18 protein-coding genes and 1 pseudogene are annotated in these 21986 nt (G+C 70.9%); 5 read left to right on the top strand and 14 right to left on the bottom strand.

Features of this window, described 5'->3' with window-relative positions; translation table 11 throughout:
- The first annotated feature begins 48 nt into the window (after positions 1 to 48).
- The 4 genes from ACF088_RS23090 to ahcY all read left to right on the top strand — a co-directional run bounded on the left by ACF088_RS23090 (position 49) and on the right by ahcY (position 4195).
- Positions 49 to 648 (top strand): flavin reductase family protein, encoded by a 600-nt coding sequence (locus ACF088_RS23090; protein ID WP_392377662.1) that lies wholly within the window; start codon positions 49 to 51, stop codon positions 646 to 648.
- Positions 638 to 1867 (top strand): PLP-dependent aminotransferase family protein, encoded by a 1230-nt coding sequence (locus ACF088_RS23085; protein ID WP_392377661.1) that lies wholly within the window; start codon positions 638 to 640, stop codon positions 1865 to 1867. Before ACF088_RS23090 ends, ACF088_RS23085 begins: the two co-directional genes overlap by 11 nt.
- A 60-nt stretch (positions 1868 to 1927) precedes the next feature.
- Complete coding sequence (locus tag ACF088_RS23080; protein ID WP_392377660.1) at positions 1928 to 2608, top strand: RraA family protein; 681 nt, start codon at positions 1928 to 1930, stop codon at positions 2606 to 2608.
- 117 nt (positions 2609 to 2725) lie between these two features.
- Positions 2726 to 4195 carry an adenosylhomocysteinase gene (ahcY, locus tag ACF088_RS23075; protein ID WP_392377659.1) on the top strand — a complete coding sequence of 490 codons (1470 nt, stop codon included), beginning with the start codon at positions 2726 to 2728 and terminating at the stop codon, positions 4193 to 4195.
- A 163-nt stretch (positions 4196 to 4358) separates the two neighbouring features.
- Here the strand turns inward: ahcY and ACF088_RS23070 are convergent, their stop codons facing one another.
- From ACF088_RS23070 to ACF088_RS23035, 8 genes and pseudogenes are all read right to left on the bottom strand, one after another.
- Positions 4359 to 5720: an NADase-type glycan-binding domain-containing protein gene (locus tag ACF088_RS23070; protein ID WP_392377658.1), complete on the bottom strand. Its 1362-nt coding sequence runs from the start codon at positions 5718 to 5720 to the stop codon at positions 4359 to 4361.
- A gap of 3 nt (positions 5721 to 5723) precedes the next feature.
- The gene (locus ACF088_RS23065; RefSeq protein ID WP_392377657.1) at positions 5724 to 6281 is read right to left on the bottom strand and encodes a phage tail protein; all 558 of its coding nucleotides are present in this window, start codon (positions 6279 to 6281) and stop codon (positions 5724 to 5726) included.
- Positions 6278 to 8350, bottom strand: coding sequence for a putative baseplate assembly protein (locus tag ACF088_RS23060; RefSeq protein WP_392377656.1), 2073 nt, complete (start codon positions 8348 to 8350; stop codon positions 6278 to 6280). Before ACF088_RS23060 ends, ACF088_RS23065 begins: the two co-directional genes overlap by 4 nt.
- A complete protein-coding gene (locus ACF088_RS23055) occupies positions 8350 to 8781 on the bottom strand; it encodes a GPW/gp25 family protein (protein ID WP_392377655.1) in 432 nt (143 codons plus the stop codon). The genes ACF088_RS23060 and ACF088_RS23055 overlap by 1 nt, the downstream gene beginning before the upstream one ends.
- Positions 8782 to 8828: 47 nt before the next feature.
- A complete protein-coding gene (locus tag ACF088_RS23050; protein WP_392377654.1) occupies positions 8829 to 10748 on the bottom strand; it encodes a VgrG-related protein in 1920 nt (639 codons plus the stop codon).
- Positions 10749 to 10917: 169 nt separating this feature from the next.
- Positions 10918 to 11640: pseudogene (locus ACF088_RS23045) on the bottom strand (LysM peptidoglycan-binding domain-containing protein); the annotation flags it as partial.
- The gene (locus tag ACF088_RS23040; protein WP_327227577.1) at positions 11633 to 12070 is read right to left on the bottom strand and encodes a phage tail protein; all 438 of its coding nucleotides are present in this window, start codon (positions 12068 to 12070) and stop codon (positions 11633 to 11635) included. The pseudogene ACF088_RS23045 and the gene ACF088_RS23040, both read right to left, overlap by 8 nt.
- An 89-nt stretch (positions 12071 to 12159) precedes the next feature.
- Positions 12160 to 12390 (bottom strand): hypothetical protein, encoded by a 231-nt coding sequence (locus ACF088_RS23035; RefSeq protein ID WP_392377653.1) that lies wholly within the window; start codon positions 12388 to 12390, stop codon positions 12160 to 12162.
- Positions 12391 to 14269: 1879 nt separating this feature from the next.
- On the opposite strand from ACF088_RS23035, the gene ACF088_RS23030 reads away from it, so the two are divergent.
- Entirely contained in the window at positions 14270 to 14836 is a 567-nt protein-coding gene (locus ACF088_RS23030) for a hypothetical protein (RefSeq protein ID WP_392377652.1), read from the top strand.
- Between the two features lie 1010 nt (positions 14837 to 15846).
- Here ACF088_RS23030 and ACF088_RS23025 read toward each other — a convergent pair.
- From ACF088_RS23025 to ACF088_RS23000, 6 genes are all read right to left on the bottom strand, one after another.
- The gene (locus tag ACF088_RS23025) at positions 15847 to 16005 is read right to left on the bottom strand and encodes a DUF6760 family protein (RefSeq protein ID WP_085927347.1); all 159 of its coding nucleotides are present in this window, start codon (positions 16003 to 16005) and stop codon (positions 15847 to 15849) included.
- Complete coding sequence (locus tag ACF088_RS23020; RefSeq protein WP_088796663.1) at positions 16002 to 16415, bottom strand: hypothetical protein; 414 nt, start codon at positions 16413 to 16415, stop codon at positions 16002 to 16004. Before ACF088_RS23020 ends, ACF088_RS23025 begins: the two co-directional genes overlap by 4 nt.
- Positions 16415 to 16858, bottom strand: a complete 444-nt coding sequence (locus tag ACF088_RS23015; RefSeq protein WP_018087540.1) for a phage tail protein — start codon at positions 16856 to 16858, stop codon at positions 16415 to 16417. The genes ACF088_RS23020 and ACF088_RS23015 overlap by 1 nt, the downstream gene beginning before the upstream one ends.
- Positions 16859 to 16976: 118 nt before the next feature.
- Positions 16977 to 18554 carry a phage tail sheath family protein gene (locus ACF088_RS23010; protein ID WP_392377651.1) on the bottom strand — a complete coding sequence of 526 codons (1578 nt, stop codon included), beginning with the start codon at positions 18552 to 18554 and terminating at the stop codon, positions 16977 to 16979.
- A gap of 118 nt (positions 18555 to 18672) precedes the next feature.
- Positions 18673 to 20403 (bottom strand): DUF4157 domain-containing protein, encoded by a 1731-nt coding sequence (locus ACF088_RS23005; protein WP_392377650.1) that lies wholly within the window; start codon positions 20401 to 20403, stop codon positions 18673 to 18675.
- Between the two features lie 125 nt (positions 20404 to 20528).
- Positions 20529 to 21779: a hypothetical protein gene (locus ACF088_RS23000; protein ID WP_392377649.1), complete on the bottom strand. Its 1251-nt coding sequence runs from the start codon at positions 21777 to 21779 to the stop codon at positions 20529 to 20531.
- Positions 21780 to 21986: the final 207 nt, after the last annotated feature.

Raw genomic sequence — 21986 nt, 5'->3', positions numbered from 1 at the left:
CGCGACCGCGCTGCCGGTGCCGGCCCCGGCAAGCAAGGAGTTCCCGTGATGGCAAGCAACGGTGCCGCCGACACCGACACCTGCGACGACGCGAGCCCGGCGCGCTTACGCCGGGCACTCGGCCAATTCGCCAGCGGAGTCACCGTGGTCACCACCGTGACGGGCGAGCCGGGCGATCTGCACGCACACGGTATGACCGCGAACGCTTTCACCTCGGTCTCCCTGGAACCCCCGCTCGTGCTCATCTCGGTCGCCGCCGGGACCGCCACGCACCGGCGGATCGCCGGGACCGGCCGCTACGGGATTTCCATTCTGAGTGAGGCACAGGCCCCGTTGTCGCACCACTTCGCGGGCGGCACCCAGCGGCCCGAACTCGTCCGCTTCGTGTGGCGTGACGGCCTTCCCCTGCTGGCCGGCGCACTGGTGCACCTGTCCTGCACGGTCCGGCAGTCCCACCGAGCGGGCGATCACACCCTGTTCATCGGAGAGGTCGAAGGGCTCTGGTGCGGTTCAGGGCCGCCCCTTGTGCATTTCCGAAAGCAGCTGCACACGCTCGACACCCCTCATCACGACGAGATACCGGCGTTGCACGGCGCGCGGGGCCTTCTCGCCGAGGAGCAGACAGAAAGGCCCGTTCATGTCCGTTGACCTTGGTGTCCGCCCGTGGGACCAGTTGTTCGCCCGGCATGTGGCGGGGGACACGGGTGACCAGATCACCGCCATTCTCAATCAGTCCGGCAGCACGGACGCGATCACTCTGTCCGGCGGCTTCCCGCACCCGGAGACATTTCCCGGCCAGGCCATCGCGGAGAGTTTCCCGCGGGTGCTGGAACAGTCCGTCGCGCTGCAGTACAGCCCCACCGCGGGACTTCCCGGCCTGCGGGACTGGTTCTCCGGCCGGCTCGGTGCGCAGGAGGGCGTCCGCCCGGCGGAGAACGAACTCTGCATCACCAGCGGCGGCATGGAGGGCATCGGGCTCATCAGCCGGTGTGTGCTCGACCCGGGTGACCGCGTCGTCGTGGAAGGGCCGACGTTCTTCGGTGCGCTCGTCGGGTTCCAGCGGACCATGGCGCAGGTGGAGGCCGTGCCCGTCGACAACGACGGTCTGGACGTCGCCGCGTTGGAGCGGCTGCTGGCCGCGTCGTCCGGTCCGGTGCCGAAGATCGTGTATGTCATTCCGGACTTCCAGAACCCGAGCGGTCTGAGCATGTCGGTCGAGCGGCGGCATGCGCTGGTCACACTGGCGCGGCGGCACGGAATCCTGATCGTCGAGGACGTCGCCTACCGGGAACTCGGATTCGACGGGGAGCGGCGGCCCAGTCTGTGGGCCCTGGGGCCGGATGTGGTGGCCCAAGTGGGCACCTTCGCGAAGACGTTCGCTCCCGGCATCCGGATGGGCTGGGTGGCCGCGCCGGCCGAGCTCGTCGGCCAGCTGCTGCGCGCCAAACAGAACACGGACCAATGCACCGGAGCGTTGGGGCAGTTGCTGCTGGAGGACTACGGACGCTCGGGGAGGTTCGACCAGGGCATTGCCTTCTCGCGGAAGTTCTACCGTGAACGGCGCGACATCATGGTGGACGCCTTGCGCACGCATCTCCCCGAGAGCATGACCTTCACCCGCCCCATGGGCGGCTTCTTCAGCTGGATCACGGCACCCGCCCACCTGGACACCGTGGCGCTCCAGAAACAGGCACTCGCCGAGAAGGTCACCTATGTCCCCGGCGCCGCGTTCTACCCGGACGGCCGTGGCCGGAACCAGCTGAGGTTGGCGTACAGCCGGGTTCCCGACGAGAAGATAACCGAGGGAGTGCGCAAACTGGCGAGCGTGCTCGACCGGGCGGCGGGCGAGGCACTGTGCGCACGCTAGCGGGACATCCGGGACATCCGGGACCGAACGGAGAGGACGCACAACGGAGAGGACGTACAGGTGCAGACCGTTCACCATGAGCTCGTTCGACCGCCCCAGGAGAAGATCGATGCGCTTCGGGCGCTGCTGTTGCCCGAGTACAGCCCGAGCTGTCTGGTCGCCGATGCCGGGCCACGGATCGGCGCGATCGGAGGACTGCTGTCGGTCAAGCGGGAACACCGCGCCATCGGCCCCGCGCTGACGATCGACCTTCCGGAGGACGGCTTGGTCGACATTCTGCCGGTGCTGCCGACGGCGAAGCCCGGCGACATCATCGTGCTCGCCTGTCACGGCAACACCCGGATGGCGATGTGGGGCGGGCTGATGGCGACCCTTTCGCAGATGGCCGGAATCGCCGGTGCCGTCGTCGACGGCGCCGTCCGCGATGTCGACGAATTGCGGGACCTCGACTTCCCGATCTGGTACCGGGCCACCATGCCGCGTCGCTGTCCTCCCGCGGCACCGCCGGATGCCGACGGGCCCGTGCAGGTCAATGTGCCGGTCCGCATCGGCGGCGAGCTCGTCGAGCCCGGCGACATCCTGGTGGCCGAGGAGAACGGCGTGGGCGTTGTTCCGCCGCAGCTCACCGACGACGTGATAGTGGCGACAAAGCAGCTTCTCGCCAAGGAAAGCACTATCCGAGATCAGATCAACGACGGTGCCACATTGGCCGAACTCCTTGCTCAATTCGGCCATCTTTAACTGCCGATCTCGTAGTGTCGCCGGACGGCGCCCTATGCCATGCTCGCCTGTGCAACGTGCTTGTCAGACAGATGAATTGATGGGACATCACCTGTGTTACGAGACAAGGAGAATGACGTGACGGCTAGCTTGACCGCCGACAGCGCCGGATCGGTCAACGACTTCAAGGTCGCCGATCTCTCCCTTGCGGCGCTCGGCCGCAAGGAGATCGAACTCGCCGAGCATGAGATGCCCGGACTGATGGCGCTGCGCCGGGAGTTCGGCCATGAGCAGCCGCTGGCCGGCAAGAAGATCGCCGGCTCGCTGCACATGACCGTCCAGACAGCGGTGCTCATCGAGACGCTGGCCGCGCTCGGAGCCGATATCCGCTGGGCAAGCTGCAACATCTTCTCCACACAGGACCAGGCCGCCGCCGCGGTGGTGGTCGGCCCGAACGGCACCGAGGACAAGCCGGCGGGCAGCGCCGTGTTCGCCTGGAAGGGCGAGACCCTGGAGGAGTACTGGTGGTGCCTGGAGCAGGTGATGACCTGGCCGGACGGCTCGGGGCCGCACTCCATCGTCGACGACGGCGGTGACGCCACCCTGCTGGTGCACCTCGGGGCCGAGTACGAGGCGTCGGGTGCGGTGCCCTCCGCCGACGAGAACGACCCGGAGGACCACCGGCTCCTGCTGGACACCCTGCGCCGTTCGCTGGCCGACAACCCGACGAAGTACCGGGAGATGGCCAAGAGCATCGTCGGTGTCACCGAGGAGACCACCAACGGCGTCAACCGGCTGTACCAGCTGGCGCGGGAACACAAGCTGCTGTTCACCGGGATCAACGTCAACGACTCGGTGACCAAGAGCAAGTTCGACAACAAGTACGGCATCCGGCACTCCCTCGTCGACGGCATCAACCGGGCCACAGATGTGATGATCGCCGGCAAGCTCACGGTGGTCTGCGGCTACGGCGACGTCGGCAAGGGTGCCGTCGCTTCGCTGCGTGGCCAGGGCGCGCGCGTGGTCGTCACGGAGGCCGACCCGATCTGCGCGCTGCAGGCCGCGATGGACGGACTGCAGGTCGTCACACTGGACGACGTGATTTCCTCGGGTGACATCTTCATCACCACGACGGGTAACCGCGACATCATCATGGCCGACAGCATGGCCAAGATGAAGCACAACGCGATCATCGGAAACGTCGGGCACTTCGACAACGAGATCGATATGGCCGGTCTTGCCAAGGTCGCCGGCATCAAGAAGATCGAGATCAAGCCCCAGGTGCACGAGTGGGTATTCCCCACGGGTAAGTCGATCATCGTGCTGAGCGAGGGCAGGCTGCTCAACCTGGGCAATGCGACCGGACACCCGAGCTTCGTGATGTCCTGCTCGTTCGCAAACCAGACGCTTGCGCAGGTCGCACTGCACACCAAGGGCGAAGAGTACGAGACCAAGGTCTACACGCTGCCCAAGCATCTTGACGAGAAGGTCGCGCGCTTCCACCTCCCCGCTCTGGGCGCCAAGCTCACGGTGCTCACCAAGGTGCAGGCCGAATACGTCGGCGTCGACGTGGACGGGCCCTTCAAGCCGGATCATTACCGCTACTGAGCCCATGCGTTCGCGCAGACCTGCATCGCTGCACAGGTGATTCCTGAACCAATCACTGAACAAGGGAACGTCCGCTTTCGGCATACCGGCGGCGGACGTTCCCTTGTCGATGTGCGCTCACTTACCCAAGGCCGTGAAGTAGCCGTCGAACGGGTGATGTCGGCTATCCCGCCGACCGGCCGAAGAACTCCAGCTCGGCGATGGCCACTTGCTTTGCGTCGGTGGCGCCGTATGCGGTGTGCAGTACCAGCCGTACGGTCATCGCATCCCGTACCGCCACATCGATCCGCTGTGCGCCGCCGTCATTGAGCCGGTGTTGCGAGAGGTGCTGCTTGCCCGCGGAGTCGGTCACGATCAGGTCAAACTCGCGCGGACGGGCCGGGTCGGCGGCCTGCGGGGTGCGCGCCGAAGCTCCGGGCGTGATCACTATGTTGAGGAGGTCGGTGGGCTGACCGAATCCGGCCTCCAGGTACTGGCCGTCGGAGTTGCCCGAATAGCCCGTCCCCCACCAGGTGTTGGAGTAGCCGTCGAACGCGAGCTTCACGTTGTGCCCGGGGCCGGAGTGCGAGGCCTTCCAGGTGGAGGCGGCCGGGGGGACGGGGACGCGCTCGGCGAAGTGGTCCTGTACGGCCCGCGCGACCGGCGGCCCCCCGATGATGCCCCCGACCACGGCGGCCGCGATCACCGCCGCCACCACCGCCCGGGTGATCCACCGGGTGCGGTCGTGGCGCAGCCGTGGCCGCTGCCCCGCGTACGGGCCTTCGGCGGTCTCCGGCGCGGTCTCGGCGAGCAGGGTGGCGCAGCTCCGGCAGAAGTGCCGGCCCGGCGCGTTGAGCGTTCCACAGCTCCGGCACGGTGTGCCGTGCTCGGGCTCGAGGGCCGCCTGCGGGGTGCGCACCCGGGGCCGCGCCGCATCGGGCCGGCCCGGCAGCACGCTGCCGGGTGCCTCCGGAGGCGGGGTGGGGGAGGCGTCCGGTACGGGGACCAGGAGGGCGCGGATGCCGGTGTCGGAGACGCCCCCCTCGCGGGCCGGGCGGGGGGTGGCCGGGCTGTCCCGGCCGTCCCGGCCGTCCGTGCTGTCCGGGCCGCCCGGGCCGCGCCGGGACCGGCCCGCGTCCCCTTCGTTCGCGGGGGCCGACGGGAGCGGGACGGTGGAGTCTGCGCCGGTGCCCTGCTGCGGGACGGCGGCCGGGTGGCGCCCGTCGCCGGTGGCGGGAGCCGGAGCGGAAGCGGGAGTGGCCGTGGGAGTGGCCGTGGGAGCCGTGGGGCCCGATCCCGGTGGGGTGGCGTCGGAGCGTGCAGGGCGGTTCGGGGCGCCCTGGCCGGGGGCCGGTTCCGGGACGTCCGCGGCGGGGGCTGTGGGGGTCGGCTGCGCCGCAGCGCCCGTACGCCCCCGGTCCGCGGTGGGCGAAGATTGCGCCGGCCGGTCCCAGCGCAGGAAGGCTCCACAGGAGTCGCAGAAGGACTGGTCCGACTGGGGGGCGGGGGCGCCGCAGTCGGGGCAGGTGGTGTGGTCGGTGGGCATGGGTCAGGTTCCTTGAGGAGTGAGCAGGTGGGTCACCTCGGCCGCGAAGGGGAGGTGGGCGGGGCGGGCCGCCCCGACGACGGCGCGCAGACGGTGCGGGTCGATGGCGGACGGATCGTGGACCCGCAGGATCACCCGCAGACCCGGGTGCGGCGAGCCGGGAAAGGGACCGAGGGGACGCGCGGACCAGGTCGCGCCGCCGCTCTCGGTGATCTCCGGGCGTACCCCGAAAGCCAGTTGGACGGCGTCCGACAGGCCGCGCCGGGTGCCGCGTACGCGGTGCAGTGAGACGGCCTCGGCCACGGCGCGGCGGCGGGTGGCCAGCGGTTCCGTCCCGTCGAGTTCGGTGCCGACCCACGTGGTCAGCCAGTCGACGAAGTCCTCGGGCGCGAGGGCCGGCGTGAAGTAGCTCTCCAGGCAGTCCAGGACGTTGAAGAGGGGGGCGAGTACGACATCGAGGCCCTCGACGAAGCGCTGGGCGAAGTCGTCGTCGGCGTAGACGGCGGGGAGTTGTCCGCCCAGGGGGTGCGGGGAGGCCATCCCCGCGGGTGTGCCCCTCATCGGGCCTCGATGACGCGGACGCGGTGATCGAAGGGGAACAGGAGGGCGGACGGGGCCAGCTCGATGCGGTCGGTGGCGTCGCCGCGGCGGCCGGTGAGCGGGTCGGCGGGGTGCAGGAGGACCTCGTCGACGAGTTCCACGCCGGGTACCCGCTGCAGGGCCGCGAAGATCTCACCGGAGCGCAGCGGGCGGCCGAAGGGCCAGCCTTCGCCATGGGCGCCGCCGGTCAGCGGATCGAGGTAGGCGTAGAGCGCGTCCAGGGCCTCGGCCCGTACGCGGTCGGCCCGTGCCGCCCGGAAGGAGTGCAGCGTGGCGACCACCGTGACGCCTTGGTAGAAGGGCGGGCCGACCGCGAGACGGGTGCCCAGGGGGCGCCGCTCGTCGAGGAACTGCGTGACCCGGCCCAGCAGTTCCTCACCGGGCACCAGCTGTTCGAAGCGGAGCCGGCCGCCGCGGTCGGGGACGGCCTGCGGGACGACCAGGACCCGGACGGCGTTCTCGCCGGTCTGGCCGGTCGCGCCGCTCTGCCCGGGGTGACCGTTCTGGCCGGGGTGACCGTTCTGGCCGGTCGGGCCGGCATCGGCGCCGGACGCGCTTGTGGTGCTCGCGGCGCCCGTCGAGCGCGCGGCGGGATCGACCGCGAGACAGGCGATACGGGCGGCCTCGGGGGCCGCGCGCCGCGCCAGTTCCTCGTAGTCGCGGGCCGTCACGGCCCGTTCCTGCGCGCGCAGCGCGATCGGCGCGCGCACCTTCGCCTCCTGCACCGTCTCGCCATCGACGCCGCCGCGCGCCGCCTCCCGGTTCTCCACCCGCGCCACGTACGGGATCGAGCTGCGCAGCACCTGGATCGCGCCGCGTGCCACATTCCCCGACCGCCCGCCGCCGGTGCGGTAGTGCGGGGCCCGGATCACCGAGCCCTTGACCGGTACGGCCCCGAACTGCTGTACCGAGCCGTCCGGTTGGCGCACCGAAGGGCCGAACGCGATCTCGCCGGTCGCCTCCTCCAGCGTGATGTGCCGGTCGTGCGGGCCGGAGGACGCGAAGTCGGTGACGACCTGCCACTCCTGCCAGCCGTCCCCGTCCGAGATCTCCAGCCGCAGTGGCGGGCGGTCGGCGACGACGGGCGCGTTCGCCAGGCGGAGCCGCTGGCCGGGCACGCCCGTCGACTCGCCGAGCGGTTCGTCCCGTACCACCTCGGCGTGCGCGACCCTCGTGGTGCCCCCGATGGTGAACGCGGAGGCGGCCCGCACGGTCGGTGAGGCGCTGTAGAACGGCTGGCCGGGCGCGGCCTCGACGACCCGGCAGCGCAGCCAGGCGGCATCCGTCCTGCCGACGCGTGAGACGGTGTGCCCGGCCGGGATGTGCAGCACGACCTCACCGGGCCGGTTGAGGCCGCCGGTGGAGTCCTCCGCGACCTCGCACTCCGTCCATCCGTCGGTGGTCCACGCCTCCCAGCGCAGCGGCGGCTGGCGCGGGTCGACGCCGACCCCGTCCACCCGGCTGTCCAGCCGCAAGACCGCCGCGCACCGCGGCACCGCCGCCGACAGCCCGAACAGGAGGGTGTCGCCCGGCTGCGGGGCGGCCGCGAAGACGGCCACATCGCGGCCGCCGAAGACATCCTGGCCGCAGTCCTCGGGGGTGGTCCCCGCCTCCTGCCGCAGTACGGCCTCCAGTTCGCAGGGCACGACGGTCAGATCGTCCTCGGTGGCGAAGGCCACCGCCTCCTCGGTCTCGGTCCGGCCGGTGGCCACCTCGGTCCCGGCGGGCAGCACGACCGGCTCGGGCTGCGGGGCGGAGAGCCAGAAGGTGACGTCGGCGCGGGCGGCCGAGGGCGGGAAGAGGGTGACTCCCAGCAGGTCGAGGAAGGCCAGATGGTTCTTCTCCGGCACCCGGTTGAGCCGGTAGACGATCTGGTCGGCCATGTGCGCGACGGCCTCGATGAGGGTCACTCCAGGGTCCGAGACATTGTGGTCGGTCCACTCGGGGCAGCGCTGCTGGATATAGCGCTTGGCGTCGTCGACGAACTGCTGAAAGCGACGGTCGTCGAGATGGGGTGCTGGCAGGGCCATCAGGCTTCGCTTTCGGTGGACGCGGTGGAGGGCGATTCCGAGGACGGGATCACATAGAAGGGGAAGACGAGGCTGCGCGGGTTGTTGGTACCGCGCACGCTGTAGCGCACGTCGATGAACAGCACGGAGGGATCGTCGGGCGCCGGGCTGACCTCGACGTCCTGGACCTCGATCCGCGGCTCCCAGCGGTCGAGCGAGGACCGCACCTCGTAGCGGATGCGCCCGGCGGTCGCCTCGTTGACGGGGGCGAAGACCATGTCGTGGACGGCACAGCCGAACTCCGGCCGCATCGGGCGCTCGCCGGGCGCGGTGGCGAGGACGAGCCGGATCGACTCCTCGATCTCGCGCTCCCGGCGGGCCAGTGCGATACCGCCGCCCGCGTCGGTACGCAGCGGGAAGGTCCAGCCCGCGCCGACGAACTGTTCACTCATGTCCGGTGCCCCCCTTGAGATGCATGTCCCTCAACTTCCTCAAGCCCCTAGAAAGGAATGCCGTTGCGCAGGACGGCCGGTGCGTTCAGCGTGACCGTGGCCGGCGAGTTGATGGCTGCCGCGGCGCCCGCGTTGACGGCCACCGCGCCGACCGCGGAGACGGAGACCGCCCCGACCGAGTTGACGGCCACCGCGCCGGCCGACTTGAGGCTGATGGCGCCGGTCGCGTTGATGTCCGCCACGGCCCCCGCCGCGACGCCGAACTTCGCGCCCGCCTTGATGTCGACCGCCCCCCCGGCGCTCATCGTCAGCGAGCCGCCCGCGGTCAGCGACAGGTTGCCGCCCGCCTTGATGCTCACATTCCGGGTCCCGGTGATGGAGACGGAACCGTCGCTGCGGATGGTGACCTGGGTGCGCGTCTCGTCCAGGTGGACGGTGAGCTTGCCGTTGCCGGTCTGCAGCCTGATGCCGCTCTTCATCCGGGACTTGGCGTCGACGAGCTCGACGGTGTGGCCGCTGCGCGAGGCGAGGGAGCGCCAGTTGACCCGGCCGCTGGTCGGATCCACCGCGGGCAGCCCGTCCGGGTCGGGGGTCGGCTTGTCGATGCCGTTGTAGAGCCCGGCGAGGACATACGGGTGCTCCAGCGAGCCCCGGTCGAAGGCGCACAGCACCTCGTCGCCGACCTCCGGCAGGATCAGTCCGCCGCCCCGCACGCCGCCCAGCTGCGCGACCCGGCACCAGTCGCTCTCGTAGCTGTCCGACAGCCAGGGGAAGCGCAGCCTGACCCGGCCCAGCTTGAGCGGGTCCTTGGCGTTGCTCACCAGCGCCATGGCCACGCCCGGCATGGGCGGCGCCGTCTCCGCGCCGCCGGACGCGAGCCCGTACAGCGACCGGAACTGCCGCCCCGAGACGGTCAGCCAGGTGGTGAACTGCCGCCCGGACTCGAAGACATGGCGGACGCCGGTCGCGGTGTACTTGCCCTCGAACGGGAAGCCGGCGCCCTTGAGCGCGACGGGCAGGCCCGGCTTCAGCTGCGGATTCCCGGTGACCGCCACCTCCAGTTCCGCGAAGGAGCCCGCCACATCGTCGGCAAGCGCGCGGGCGGCATGGGTGACCTGGGCCTGGGTGGTGAACGGCGTTTCCGTGGCGGTCAGTTCGGCCGTTCCGAAGGGTTTGCTGAGCGCCGCGGGCGCAATATCGGCGACGATGTCCTTGCTCGCCGTGGCCGGGGACTGTGCGGACAGCGCGCGCTTGGACCGCATGTCCCAGCCACGCGCGCCCGCCTTGTTGACCTGCCCGGCGGCGGTGACCGCAATCCGGCTGTGCAGGGCGTTGTGGCCGAACTCCAGGACGTACGGGCTCTGCGCGGCCGGCGTGGTGTCGGCGGGCGCGGACGCGGCCGGGGCGAGCCTGCCGAACTGCAGCTTGCCCTTGGGGTCGAAGGAGAGATGGACGTCGTTCTCCTGGGCGAGGCGGGCCAGGAAGTCCCAGTCGGTGATATTGGGCTGGGTGGCCAGCTCGTAAACGGTGCGGGTGGCCTCCACCTTGCCGAGCGAGAGCTTGTTGAGGCCGGCGAGGCGGCGCACGATGTCGCTCGCGGTCATGTTGGGGTAGCCCGCGACGCGGTGATTGCGCAGCAGCCGGTGCCCGGGGTCATATCCCCGGACGACCAGCGACTTGCCGCTCGCGTCCGCGTCCACTTCGAGAGCGGTGACCTCGCCGGTCAGCATGGGTGTGCCGCGCTGCCCGTCCGTGAAGGGCGACAGCACCGTCTTCGCGCCGATCTTGATCTGCGGGAAGGTCTTGAGGATGTCCGAACCCGTGTCACTGAAGGTGAGCTGGAAGGCGGACGGCACATTGACGCTCGAGTCCACCCAGCCTGCGGTGAGGAGGGCGGCGAGCTTGTCGGGCAGCGGCGTGCCGCCGATCTCGACGTGCAGGACGCTGGTGTACGTCTTCTCACTCATCGGATGTTCTCGCAGGTCATCGGGCGGCCTCGGGGGTTGTGGGGTGGCCGGTGGGGTGGCCGGTGGGACTGTGCGCGGGACGGCTTCGGGGGCGGCCTTCGGGGCGGGCTTCGAACCGGCCTTCGGGAGGGCCTTGAGGAGGGCCTTCGGGAGTGCCTTCGGGAGGGGCTTCGTCGGCGGCGGGCAGCAACAGCTCCGTACCCGGCCGAAGCCGCATCGGATCGTCGATCCCGTTCGCCTCCGCGATCAGCCGCCAGCGGGTCGCGTCCCCGTACTCCCGCCAGGCCAGCGAGGCGAGCGAGTCACCCGCGACCGTGCGGTGGATACGGCGGGCGGAGAGCGCGCCGGAGGTGGGGTTCTGCCCCTTGGTGGGCATGGCCACCTCGGTGAGGGACAGGGTGCAGGTGGCGCGGATCGGCTCCCCGGTGGGGTTGAAGAGGGTGTACGTGGCGCTGACGCTCGTCACGTACGCCACGAACTGGACCGTGTTGAACGACCCCCAGGAGAACCGCACCCAAGGCGGCGAAGGACGCTTGGAATTGACGCTCTGTGCCGTCACCTCGCAGCAGGACAGCAGCAGTTCGATCTGCTTCTGCACCTTCCCGGAATTCGGGGTGCCGGAGGCGTCCAGGAACACTTCCAGCTGGAGCGTGGCGGGCCGGGTGCCGGTGAACTTGGGCGGTGCACCCCGCATATAGGCAACCGCGGGCTGGGTGTGCCACTCCGCCTCCCGCCCGAGTTGCAACTGGGTCGGATTGAACTGGAACTCCACCTCGCCGATGCGGCCGCCGATGGAGCCGCCGAGGTCGGTGGGGGGCTGGTGGATCGACAGCGCGGCCCGTACGAGGCTGGCGCCCGCCTTCCCGCCGGTCGGTGCGGCCACCTCAGGCACCTCCCGCGTCGGTGAACCCGTGGTGTGCGATCTCCAGCGTCTCGGTCGCCACACCCGGGCTGGCCGGGTCCAGACTCGGCCCCTGCCAGCGCACCGGCAGCACCTCCACCAGGCCCCACTGCGCGACGATCGAGCCGTCGGCGCGGAGCGCGGCGATCTGGGCGGTGGGCCTGCTGATGCCGGTGGCGAGCGACGAAATCCAGGCGGCCACACGGGAGGTGTCGGCGGTGAGGGGACGGGTGAGGCGGATCGTGGAGAACGTCACGCGGGTGGGCAACTGCCAGACGAAACCGTTGTTGCCGCCCTCCTGCCGCTGCTCCACCTCCACCTCGGAGGCCAGGCCGTCGCAGCCGTTGAACAGCCCGAGGTCCTGGCCGTCGATGGTCAGCTTGAAGAAGACGGTGGAGCCGGGGTCCTGGGCCTGGGGCATGGTGGGTGGTCTTTCAGGTGGGGTGGCGTGGTGGGGCGAGGCTCGCCGGGGGCGGGTGTGGGCCGGGGACGGGCCGGGAGGGGCTCGGGTCAGCGGCCGTGATCGCGTAGTCGGCCGATGCGCTCGCGGTCGCCGCGCAACTCGGCACGGAGCAGCCGAGAGAGAGGCGCTACGAGCCGGCGGGCGAGGGCGTCCAGGGTGGCGGGGTCGGTGGGATCGGTGGGGGCGGCCGGGGCAGTGGGGGTGGCTTCTGCGGGTGCTGCTGTCGTGGTGGTGGCTGTGGCGGAGCCGGGGGCCCGCTGGATCGGCCGGGAGGTCACCGCCGGCGCGCGGCCGGGGGGTGTGGCTGACGGCGCGGGTCGGGGAACGGCGGTCGGCGCGAGGGGCTGAGGAGCCGGAGCCCGAGTCGCGGCCGGAGCCGGGGCCGGAGCCCCGGGAGCGGTTGGTGCACGCTGCACCACGGGCATGCCGGGGGCGGCCGGTGCGGTCCGGACCGCACGAGGCGGAGTGAGCGACTGGCCGGGTGTCCGTGCCGGGGCCGGTGCTGATCCCGGCTTCTGCAGGGGGACGGCTGGGACACTCGCCCGTAGGGGCGCCGCTCCTCTTGCGTGGGCTGTGCCTGCCGCGGCGAGTGTGCGTACCGCGCCTGCTGCGCCTGCTGCGCCCCCTGTGCCCGGCATGCCGACTGTGCCTGCCATGCCGACTGTGCCCGCCGTGTCGACTGTGCGCGTCGCGGGGCGGAGGGGGACGGCCGGTGCGGGCTGCACGCTTGACCGCTGCACTGCTGCGGGGCCGGCGGGCTCCGGCGCGGTCTGCCCGGTGGGCCGTTGCCGGGCGGCTGGGTCCAGCGCACGTGCCGACGCGAGCGGCGCTCGCCGGACGGCGGGTCGAGCGGCGAGAGGAGCGGGGGCGCCGTTCGTCAGCACTCGGCTCGTCGGCGTACGGGATTCGCCGGGGTGGGATTCCGCAGGGTGGGATTCCGCCGTACTGGATTCCGGCGTGCGGCTCTCGGGCGTGCGGCTCTCCGACGTACGCCTCTCCGATGTACGCCTCTCCGATGTACGCCTCTCCGATGTACGTGTCGTCGTCAACGGCCGTGCGGGTACGGGAGGTTCGGAGGGCGCCGCGGAACGCTGTACCTGGGCCTGGGCCTGGGCCCGGGCCCGGGCCGGGGTTGCGGCTGAGGTGGGGGCTGGGGCTGGGGTCGAGGCTGAAGTCGGTGCCGGGTTCGGTGCCGGGTTCGGTTTCGAGGTCACTGTTTGGGCCGCTGTCGGGGCAGGGACAGGCGTCGGTGTTTGAGCCGTCGTCGGCGTCGTTGTCCCTGTAGGCGTAGGCGTAGGCGTAGGCGTAGGCGTAGGCGTAGGCGTCGGGGCAGCATCCTGGCGTCGGATCGCGGCGGACTCGACGGGTGCGCCGATCAATGGCTTGCGCTGGATCGCGGGTTGCGAGGGCTGCCCAGGGCCGGGCGTACGGCCCTCGTCGGCCGGAGACCGCACCGGCTGCGCGTCGGCCGTGCTGGGCGCGGCCTCGACCGGGCTGCCGGACTCTGCAATCGGGAGCAGCGGAGCACCCAGTCCCAGGCGCTGACCTCGCATTCCTGTGGACCGCCGCGCGGGCCGGTGGGCAGGTTGTCCCACCGCTCGCTGGACCGGCTGGCGCGTCCGGTCGCCGGAGCTCGTGGACGGGCCCGCGGACGGCCTCGGGGACGGCCTAGGGGCCGGATGATCGCTGGTGTCGGCGTCCGCGCGGGGGCGCGTGCGCTCGGACGAGGAGGTATGCGAGGCCGGTCGTGGGTTCAGGGCAGGGCCCGGGCTTGGTGGTGTGGCTGGAGCCGGCGGGACCGAGTCACTGCTGGGTGCCGGGGCGACGCCAGGTGCCGCGTCCCTGCTCAGGACGTCCTCCGGTGCGCTGCTCTGGTTCGGGGCAACCGGCCGGGCTGGGCCAACAGCTCGCCGCTGTATGACCGGTTGGGGGACGTCGGGTCGTACAGCTGCGGTGGCCGGTTCCGTACCCCCGCCCGCCGGTTCGGCGGCAGGGGCGCGGGGGGAAGGAGGAGAAACAGGGGGCGCCGCTTCGGCCCTCGTGGTGGGTGCCGGTGCCGGTGCCGGTGCCGGTGTTGGTGCCGGCGCTGGCGTTGCTGCTTCGGTGCGTTGCACAGGGGCGTCGGCCGGCGAAGAGGCGGGGGAGGGGGACGGGCTGATGCCGCTGCTCCCCGTACGTGACGAGGTGGCTGTCCGCAGCCTGCGCGGCGGCATTGCGACCTTGCCCGCCGAGGTGAGCGGGGACCGCACTCCGGCAGCCCTCCGTACGGGCATGGCTACGGGCATGGCTGAGGGGAGGGCCGCCGACCTCACCCCACGCGAAGCGGAGCGAGCGGCCTCACCTCCGCCACCGGTGACCGCCTCGCCACCGGTGACCGCCTCGCCACCGGGCACGGCCTTGCCACCGGGCACGGTCGTCGCACCGGTCGCGACCTCGGCACCGGGTACGACGGTGCCGCCGCCACCTGCCTTGCCCGCACCCCCGGATGCCGACTCGGCCCTCGCCGACCGGGGCCGCCCACCCCGCAGGGGGCCCGGCGGCGTGCTGGACGGCGTGCTGGACGGTGTGACGGACGGCAGGGCAGGTGGCAGGGCAGACGGTGTGACGGCCGACGGTCCGGCCGCCGAAGCGACCGGAGGCGTGCTCGGCGAGATGACCGATGCTGCGCCCGGCGCGTCGTTCCGCGGGGTCGCGGCCGACACCTCGCCTCCCGAAGACGGCTGACGAGGAGCGCGCGAGCCAGTCGTCGGGGTACGCGGCGCGCCACCCGAGGACGCCGTCCGCTGTACGGCACCGGCACCACGGGGCTCGGTACGTGCCGCGCTCCCGGTCTCCGTATGTGCCGCATCCCGGCTCTCAGCGCGTACCGCACCACGGGTTTCCGTACCTGCCGTACCCCGGACTTCCGGACGTACCGCAGCCCGGACTTCCGGACGTACCGCACCCCGGGTCTCGGGACCTACCGCACCCGGCGTTTCCGTACGTCCCCCACCCGGCGTTTCCGTACGTGCCCCACTCGGCGTTTCCGTACGTGCCCCACCCCGGTTCTCCCGAGGTGCCCCACCCCGGGCGCCTGGACGTACCGCACCCCCGGACCGCCCGGCTTGAGGCTCGGAACGTACCCCAGCGCCCTGCCCGGCCCCAGCGCCCTGCCCGGCCCCAGCGCCCTGCCCGGCCCCAGCGCCCTGCCCGGCCCCAGCGCCCTGCCCGGCCCCAGCGCCCTGCCCCGAGCCAGCACCCTGCCCCAAGCCCGCGCCTCGACCCAAGCCCGCGCCTCGACCCAAGCCCGCACCTCGCCTCGAGCCCGCCCCCGGCGCGGCAGTGAACCAGGAGGCCGCCGCCGTGCTCCCGTCCTCGTCCTCATCCACCCGACCCGCGACCGGAAGCCGCTGCATCGGCAGTCCGAGGTCGACGGGGCGGCCCACGACGGGAACCAACGCATCGCGCAACACACCACCGGGCGCCGAGGCACGTACGTCATGCCCCAGCTCCCCGCCGAAGGAGGGGTTGCGGTGCGCGCTCAGCGACGCGGCGAAGCCGGCCTCCGCGATGGTGCCGGGCGCGCCCAGGACCCGCTGGATGGGGGGCACGGCGGACCAGCCGCCCTCGCCACCACCTTCCGCGCTCCCGGCAGAAGCATCATCCGCAGCCGCCCCGACCTCAGGCCCCTGCGTATGCTGCGTACCCTGCGCGCCCCGCGGACCCCGCCGCCACCTGAACAACCCCATCCTCCGTCACTGCTTCCCTTCAGCCCGCTCCACCAGGGCGGCGATCTGTGACACGTACGCGCGCCGGTCGGCGTGTTCGAGGTCGAGGATGTCGTCGATGCCCCAGTGGAAGTGGTAGGCGAGATAGGCGACTTCCTCCTCGATACGCCCGGTCGCGTACGTCACGATTCCCCCAGGCGGCTCCCGGCCAGCTCCACTTCGAAGGGCTCCTCGCAGTGCGGGCAGGACACCGCGGCGCGGGTATGCCCCTCCGCATTGATCTGCCGGTAGAAGTCCTGCAGAAAGGCCAGGTCGGAAGCGAACATGTTCTCCACCGTCCCGTCGTGCACGGAGGCGAGCGTCCCGAGCCGGGTGATGACCCGGCCCAGCAGGACGACCGACAGATACGCCGGGTTCTCGCGTACGCGCACATCCCGCAGCGGGATCAGCTCGTCCCGTGCCGTCGCGAGCCGCATCGCGCCGTTGCGGTGGACGGTTCCGGACTCGTCCACGAACCCGCGCGGCAACTCGAACTCGAATTCCGTACGCAAGGTCTCGCGCTGCTGTGGTGCCCCCGCCGGGCCGTCGCGCCGCATTACTCGATGACCAGCTCTTCGAAGACGATGGTGACCTGCTCGGTCAGCGCGGCGGCGTCGCCCGCCTTGACCCCGCTGGTCTCCACCTTGCTGCACCAGGCGTTGCGCATGTTGTAACGCTTCACGGGGTTGTTCTGGTAGTCCATCATCATGATGGTGGCGTTCTTACGGGCCGAACCCATATCGCCCGCAATGGACTTGTTGATCCATTCGCTGAACGCGCCGCTCTGCGTCATACCGCGCGTCACCGTGCATTCGCCGGCCTTCTTTGTGCCGGGCATCTTCTTTACGACGGGCTTTCCGTCCGCCGAGACCTGCTGGTATTCGATGACGTCCTGCTCCATGGTCAGACCGCTGACCTCCTGCAGATATTCGACCATCACGCCGTCGATCTGCAGGCCGAAATTGTGTGAGGTGAGGGCATCACCGGGCTGAAGGGACAAGGTGGTTCACTCCTGTGGGAAGAAACATTCTGTACGGGCGGGGGAAGGACGAGAGAGGGGGAGACGGAGGGGGAGACGGAGGGGGGAGAGGGCTGGAGGCCGCGGGCCCGGGCTGTTGTTACTCCTCCAACTCCCCGCCGCCGCCCGAGAACTGGGCGAGCCGGAAGACCACGAACTCGGCGGGCTTGACCGGCGCGATGCCGATCTCGCACACGACCCGGCCCAGGTCGACGGACTCGACAGGGTTGGTCTCCGCGTCACACTTCACATAGAACGCGTCCTCGGGCCGCTGCCCGAACAGGGCGCCCGAGCGCCACTCGTTCACCAGGAACGCCGAGATATTGCGCCGGATACGGGCCCACAGCGCCTCGTCGTTCGGCTCGAACACCACCCACTGGGTGCCGATCAGAATCGACTCCTCCAGGTAGTTGAAGTAGCGCCGTACGTTCAGGTAGCGCCAGGCCGGGTCGGAGGCCAGGGTCCGCGCGCCCCACACCCGGATTCCGCGTCCGGGGAAGGCCCGGATGCAGTTCACGCCGACCGGGTTGAGCAGGTCCTGCTCACCGCGGGTGATCTGCAGCTCCAAGTCGACCGCCCCACGGACGATTTCGTTGGCCGGGGCCTTGTGGACGCCGCGCTCGGAGTCGTTACGGGCCCACACGCCGGCCATGTGACCGGACGGCGGAATGGTGCGGGTCTGGCCCGTCGCCGGGTCGAAGGCCTTGATCCACGGGTAGTAGAGCGCGGCGTAGCGGGAGTCGTAGCCCGCGACCTCCTGGCGCCACTTACGGATGTCGCGCGCGTTGAGCGCCGGCGGCGGGTCCAGGACCGCCATCCGGTCGCCCATCAGCTCGCAGTGCGCGACCAGGCCCAGCTGGACGGCCTTGACCTGCTCCAGGTCGATCAGCCCCTGCTGGTAGGCGGCCATCAGGTCGGGGACCGCCACCATGTTGATCTCGTCGAGCGCCTCCAGGCCGCCGAAGCCGGTGCGGTCGGCGGAGTCGCCGATGAACTGGCCGGAGGCGAGCCGCTCGCCCGCACCGGGTGCGGCGGGGACGACGGGCGCCGGGGCGGGCGGGGCCAGTGTGACGCTCTGTGCGTCCGGCTTCGCCAACTGCCCGGCCGGAGCGGCCTCTTCGACGACAATCGCCTTGGACCGCTGCTTCACCTGCGTGACGACATAGTTCCGCGAGCTCTTCTTCGCGCTGACGTCGAAAGACTCGACGACCTTGTCACCGTCCCTGACGACCAGCTTGAACCGGTCGGCGCTGCCCTCGCCCTCGACGTCCTGCACCTCGACGGTGAGCGCCCCGGCGCCCGCGGAACCAGCCGCGATCGCCGCGACCTTGAAGGCCCCGAGCATGCTCGGCTCCCCGGCCGTCAGCGCCCTGGGCGCCTCGGCTGCCACGGCGGCCTGCGGCTCTCGGTCGCCGGACCCGCCGACCCGCACCACATACGCGGCGGTTCCGCCGTTGTTGAAGAACCCGTACACGGAGTGCGCGAGGTAGTACCCGTCCGTGAACTCACCGAAGGCGGCCACGTACTGGGACCAGTTCGTCACCAGCGTCGGCTCGTTGAGCGGGCCGGTGGGCGCCAGGCCGACAAAGGCCGCCACCGACGTCCCGACCCCTTCAATGGGCCGCGATCCGCTGGCGACTTCCTCGACGTATACGCCGGGGGACAGGTAGGTGGGCATGTTCTGTTACTCCCTGGATGTGGTACTCGGCCTGTTGGCCTTTTCGTCGGGGGTGGCTCGGCAACGCAAGATCGTGCCGTGCGGGGGTGCGGGGTGCGGGGGTGCGGGGTGCGGGGAATCAGGGCATCGCGTACTCGAAGGTGGAGGCGAACGAACCCATCGAGGTGGCTGCGATCTTGTCGCACCCCGCGTAGAACTCTTCCTCATCGTTCGGGTTGAAGCCGTTGGCGGAGACCAATTGGGCGAGCGCTTGGTACTCGTTGACCGCTCGCCTCTTGAAGTCCTCGTCGTCCTGGTCCACATCCGTATCGCGATGAAATTGAGATTCCTTTGACCCGCCGGTAGCGGAATTCCCCTTGGCCTTGGCGAAGACGGCGTACGTGTTGAGGGCCTCGTGCAGCGTTCCGGCGGCGCCGGTGACCACCTGGTTGAAGGCGGCGATTGCCACGGTCGGATTGGCTGCGGCACGGCGGAATTCGGCGCCCTGGATGATCGCGACGACCTTCGCGCAGTACTTACGGCCGTCCTCGCTCATCCCGTCGAAGTTGTATCCCGACTCGGTGAGGGCCCGGATGAAGTGCTTGGCGAGTTCCTTGTCCGACAGGCCGCTGGCATTCCTGGCCCGTTCGAAAAGTGCCTCGTACTCTCCTTCCTGGGGGCCGCCCAGGACGAAGTTACCGGTATGGCTGATGGAGTAGGAGTTCCCGGTCGGCTTGTGCCTGAACGGATTCACCATCTTCTGACGGTTGCGGAACGCATCAAGGTTCTGTTCCGTGCCGCGCAGGGACAGTCGTCTGCGCACCTCGGCGAGGCGACGGCGCTGGGTGGCTTCGGGGAGTTCCACTTCCATGTCGTGCGGATCCGGCGACCCGGACCCGGTCTTGATGGCCGTGGGAACCACGGGAGGAAGGTGGGCCGCCGATGCCTTTTGGATCCGTATTTGGGCGGTATCCAGGAGTTGCTCGTACGTCTTGCGGCCGAAGTCCTGATCGGCTTCTGCCATGCTGACGATTTCTTCCCGGACCCTTTCCTTGAATTTCTCGTCCCACTGGTCGTGGCGTCGCTTTCCCCTTTTGATGAGTTCCGCGAGGGGGAGGACATCGTCAGCGACCTTGACGGCTTTGTTCCCCAGATGGAACGTGCGCTGCACGGGCCGCCCGTCCGGGTTTCCGTGGCCCGGGGTGGGCGCGGTGCCGGTCGTGCGCTGCACGGGACCCGGGTCTGCCAGCGCCCTGTGCGCCTTCGCCTCCGCCTCCCGCTCGAACCGGTCGGAGGGGTCGCTCACCTTCGTCCCGTCGCCCCGGTCCGTCCCCGCGACCGGGCCGCTCCGCTGCTGGATGACGTGGGTGAGCTCATGGGCCAGCATGTGACGGCCCGCGGCGGACGAGGCGTCATAGCGGCCGCGCTGGAAGACGAGGTGCGAACCCGACGTATAGGCATGGGCGTTGACCGCCTCGGCCGACTCGTGCGCGGCGGTGTCCGTGTGGACGCGCACGTCGGAGAAGTCGGCGCCGAGGCGGGATTCCATGTCCGTACGGACCGGATCGTCGAGGGGGCGTCCGGGGGTGCGCAGTACGCCCTGGACAGTGGAGCGCTGTACGGGCGGGGGCGCGGTGTGGCCGCAGGCGGGGCCGTGCCGGTGCTGCTCCTGGGAGGCCAGGGCGGCCGAGAATACCGCGTTGCCCACGGCCCGTTGGAGGGCTGCGGCCGCCTCCGGAGCGAGGCGCCCCGCCTTGCCGGCCGCTGCCAGGCGGGCCGCGTCAAAAGCGGGGGAGGGCGAGGTGCGCGCGGCGCGCGGCGTCCCCGCTCGGCCGCTTCCCGAGCCGGGCTGCCGGTCCTCTGCCCGCATGACGTACCTCCCCCCTCACCACTGATGCCATTTCTGCGCCCTACTCTCTCGACCCTGGCCGATGGGCGGGCCCGGCTGTAGAGACGAACGGGCGCCGTCGGGGGCAGAGCGCGCTGCCCGTTAGGTCACGTGGCGGAAGCCGACCGCTCCGCGTAGGCCAGGTTCTGGGCACGGATGGCGTTGTCGAAGGACTGGTCGGTACCGGCCCGGCCGTACAGCGCGAAGTAGCCGAGGGACTTGCCGTGCTGCAGTGCACTGGTGCGGTCGGCGGCCGCCTCGTAGGTGAGGGTGTCGTCGCCGTCGCGCAGGATGACGGAGGCGAAGTGGTTCGCCCAGCCGTCCGGCGCCGCTCCGGTCAGGTCGATGAAGTGGTTCTCGCCCACGGCGGGTGCGGGGCGTCGCACGCTGAGGCCGCCGTCCGCCGGCCTGCCGATGAGCTGCGCCGCGGCTGCCTGGCAGTCATTCGGGAGGGTGATCAGCAGCTCGTGCACGAGGGCCTCCTGGTTCTCGACCGAGGGGAGGCCGGAGAGGAAGGCGGCGGTCAGGCCCGGCATGAGGACGGCGAGGTCCGTCAGCCCCTCCCGGCCGGCACGTTCCGGGTAGGGGAACCGCGTGGCGATCCAGCCGCCGCCCATGGTGGCCAACGCAAGCTTCATGGCTTCGGCCCGCAGGCCGTCGACCGTGGGGCCCGGCGGTTCGGTCCGTGCCTGGAGTGCCGTCACGATGCGCTGGGTGAGCGCGACGAGCTGCCTGACTTCCGGGGGGTCGGTCAGGGACCGCTGGTAGGCGGCCCGTTTTTCGCCGCGCCGTGCTGTGCTGTCCCCGCGCACGGGCTCGTGACCGGCGTCCTCCGGGTTCCGGCCCGCGGCCCGTACGGCGGCCTCCGCCCTCGCCGAGTCCTTGTAGACGGGCAGCACCCGGTGCAGGGTGCGTTCACCGACCTGCACCGCTGCCCCGCGCTCCAGGGTGATCGCCACCCGGTCCTGAGCGTCGAGATCGCGTGCGGCGGCCGCGATCATGTCGGCGTCGGCGTATGCCTCGTAGCGGCCCCGGATCGCGATGCCGCCATGTGCGGAGACCTTGTCGAAGCCGAGGGCGGCCTCCCCCTCCGCGTACCGCTGTATGTGCTGCGTGTGTGGTGGGCGCCGTGCGTGCTGTGGATCTTGTGGGTGCCGGGGGGCTCCGGTGTTCTCCTGCAGCGGGGCCAGTGCGCGGGCGACCGCCGCATTCCCCGCTGTCCGTTGGAGGGCGAGCAGCGCATCCGGCCGCTGGAGGGAGGGGGCAGAGGCGGGGGTGCGGGGGCGTTCGGAGCCGCGGGCCGCGGTGCGTTTCGCCGGTTCCTCTCCCGTGACCCGCCGTTCGCGTGCGTGCACCATGGCTCCGTTCCGGCGGCCGGTGGCTTGTTGGTTCGTTGGTTCGTTCTGGGTGGCCCCGTTGCGATTTTCGGTCGCAGTGGTCGTCGCCTCCAGAGGCGGGAGGGGAGCCGAACGGGCAGAGCAGTTGCCCTGCCGGACACCGCTGAGTGTCGGCGGGTACTGGCGAAGCACCGGCGAGGACCGGCGCGAAGCCCTGAGGGTCGGAGA

The sequence above is a fragment of the Streptomyces sp. NPDC015125 genome, assembly GCF_043080045.1.
Taxonomy (GTDB): Bacteria; Actinomycetota; Actinomycetes; order Streptomycetales; family Streptomycetaceae; genus Streptomyces.
The sequence above is the reverse complement of the archived record's forward strand: the minus strand, read 5'-3'. Positions and strand labels throughout refer to the sequence as shown.

What these genes read in the sequence shown, in the direction of transcription:
- ACF088_RS23090 (WP_392377662.1), top strand. Translation starts at nt 49, where the DNA reads ATGGCAAGCAACGGTGCCGCCGACACCGACACCTGCGACGACGCGAGC.
- ACF088_RS23085 (WP_392377661.1), top strand. Translation starts at nt 638, where the DNA reads ATGTCCGTTGACCTTGGTGTCCGCCCGTGGGACCAGTTGTTCGCCCGG.
- ACF088_RS23070 (WP_392377658.1), bottom strand. Translation starts at nt 5,720, where the DNA reads ATGCCCACCGACCACACCACCTGCCCCGACTGCGGCGCCCCCGCCCCC.
- ACF088_RS23065 (WP_392377657.1), bottom strand. Translation starts at nt 6,281, where the DNA reads ATGAGGGGCACACCCGCGGGGATGGCCTCCCCGCACCCCCTGGGCGGA.
- ACF088_RS23060 (WP_392377656.1), bottom strand. Translation starts at nt 8,350, where the DNA reads ATGGCCCTGCCAGCACCCCATCTCGACGACCGTCGCTTTCAGCAGTTC.
- ACF088_RS23055 (WP_392377655.1), bottom strand. Translation starts at nt 8,781, where the DNA reads ATGAGTGAACAGTTCGTCGGCGCGGGCTGGACCTTCCCGCTGCGTACC.
- ACF088_RS23050 (WP_392377654.1), bottom strand. Translation starts at nt 10,748, where the DNA reads ATGAGTGAGAAGACGTACACCAGCGTCCTGCACGTCGAGATCGGCGGC.
- ACF088_RS23040 (WP_327227577.1), bottom strand. Translation starts at nt 12,070, where the DNA reads ATGCCCCAGGCCCAGGACCCCGGCTCCACCGTCTTCTTCAAGCTGACC.
- ACF088_RS23030 (WP_392377652.1), top strand. Translation starts at nt 14,270, where the DNA reads ATGCCGCTGCTCCCCGTACGTGACGAGGTGGCTGTCCGCAGCCTGCGC.
- ACF088_RS23020 (WP_088796663.1), bottom strand. Translation starts at nt 16,415, where the DNA reads ATGCGGCGCGACGGCCCGGCGGGGGCACCACAGCAGCGCGAGACCTTG.
- ACF088_RS23010 (WP_392377651.1), bottom strand. Translation starts at nt 18,554, where the DNA reads ATGCCCACCTACCTGTCCCCCGGCGTATACGTCGAGGAAGTCGCCAGC.
- ACF088_RS23005 (WP_392377650.1), bottom strand. Translation starts at nt 20,403, where the DNA reads ATGCGGGCAGAGGACCGGCAGCCCGGCTCGGGAAGCGGCCGAGCGGGG.
- ACF088_RS23000 (WP_392377649.1), bottom strand. Translation starts at nt 21,779, where the DNA reads ATGGTGCACGCACGCGAACGGCGGGTCACGGGAGAGGAACCGGCGAAA.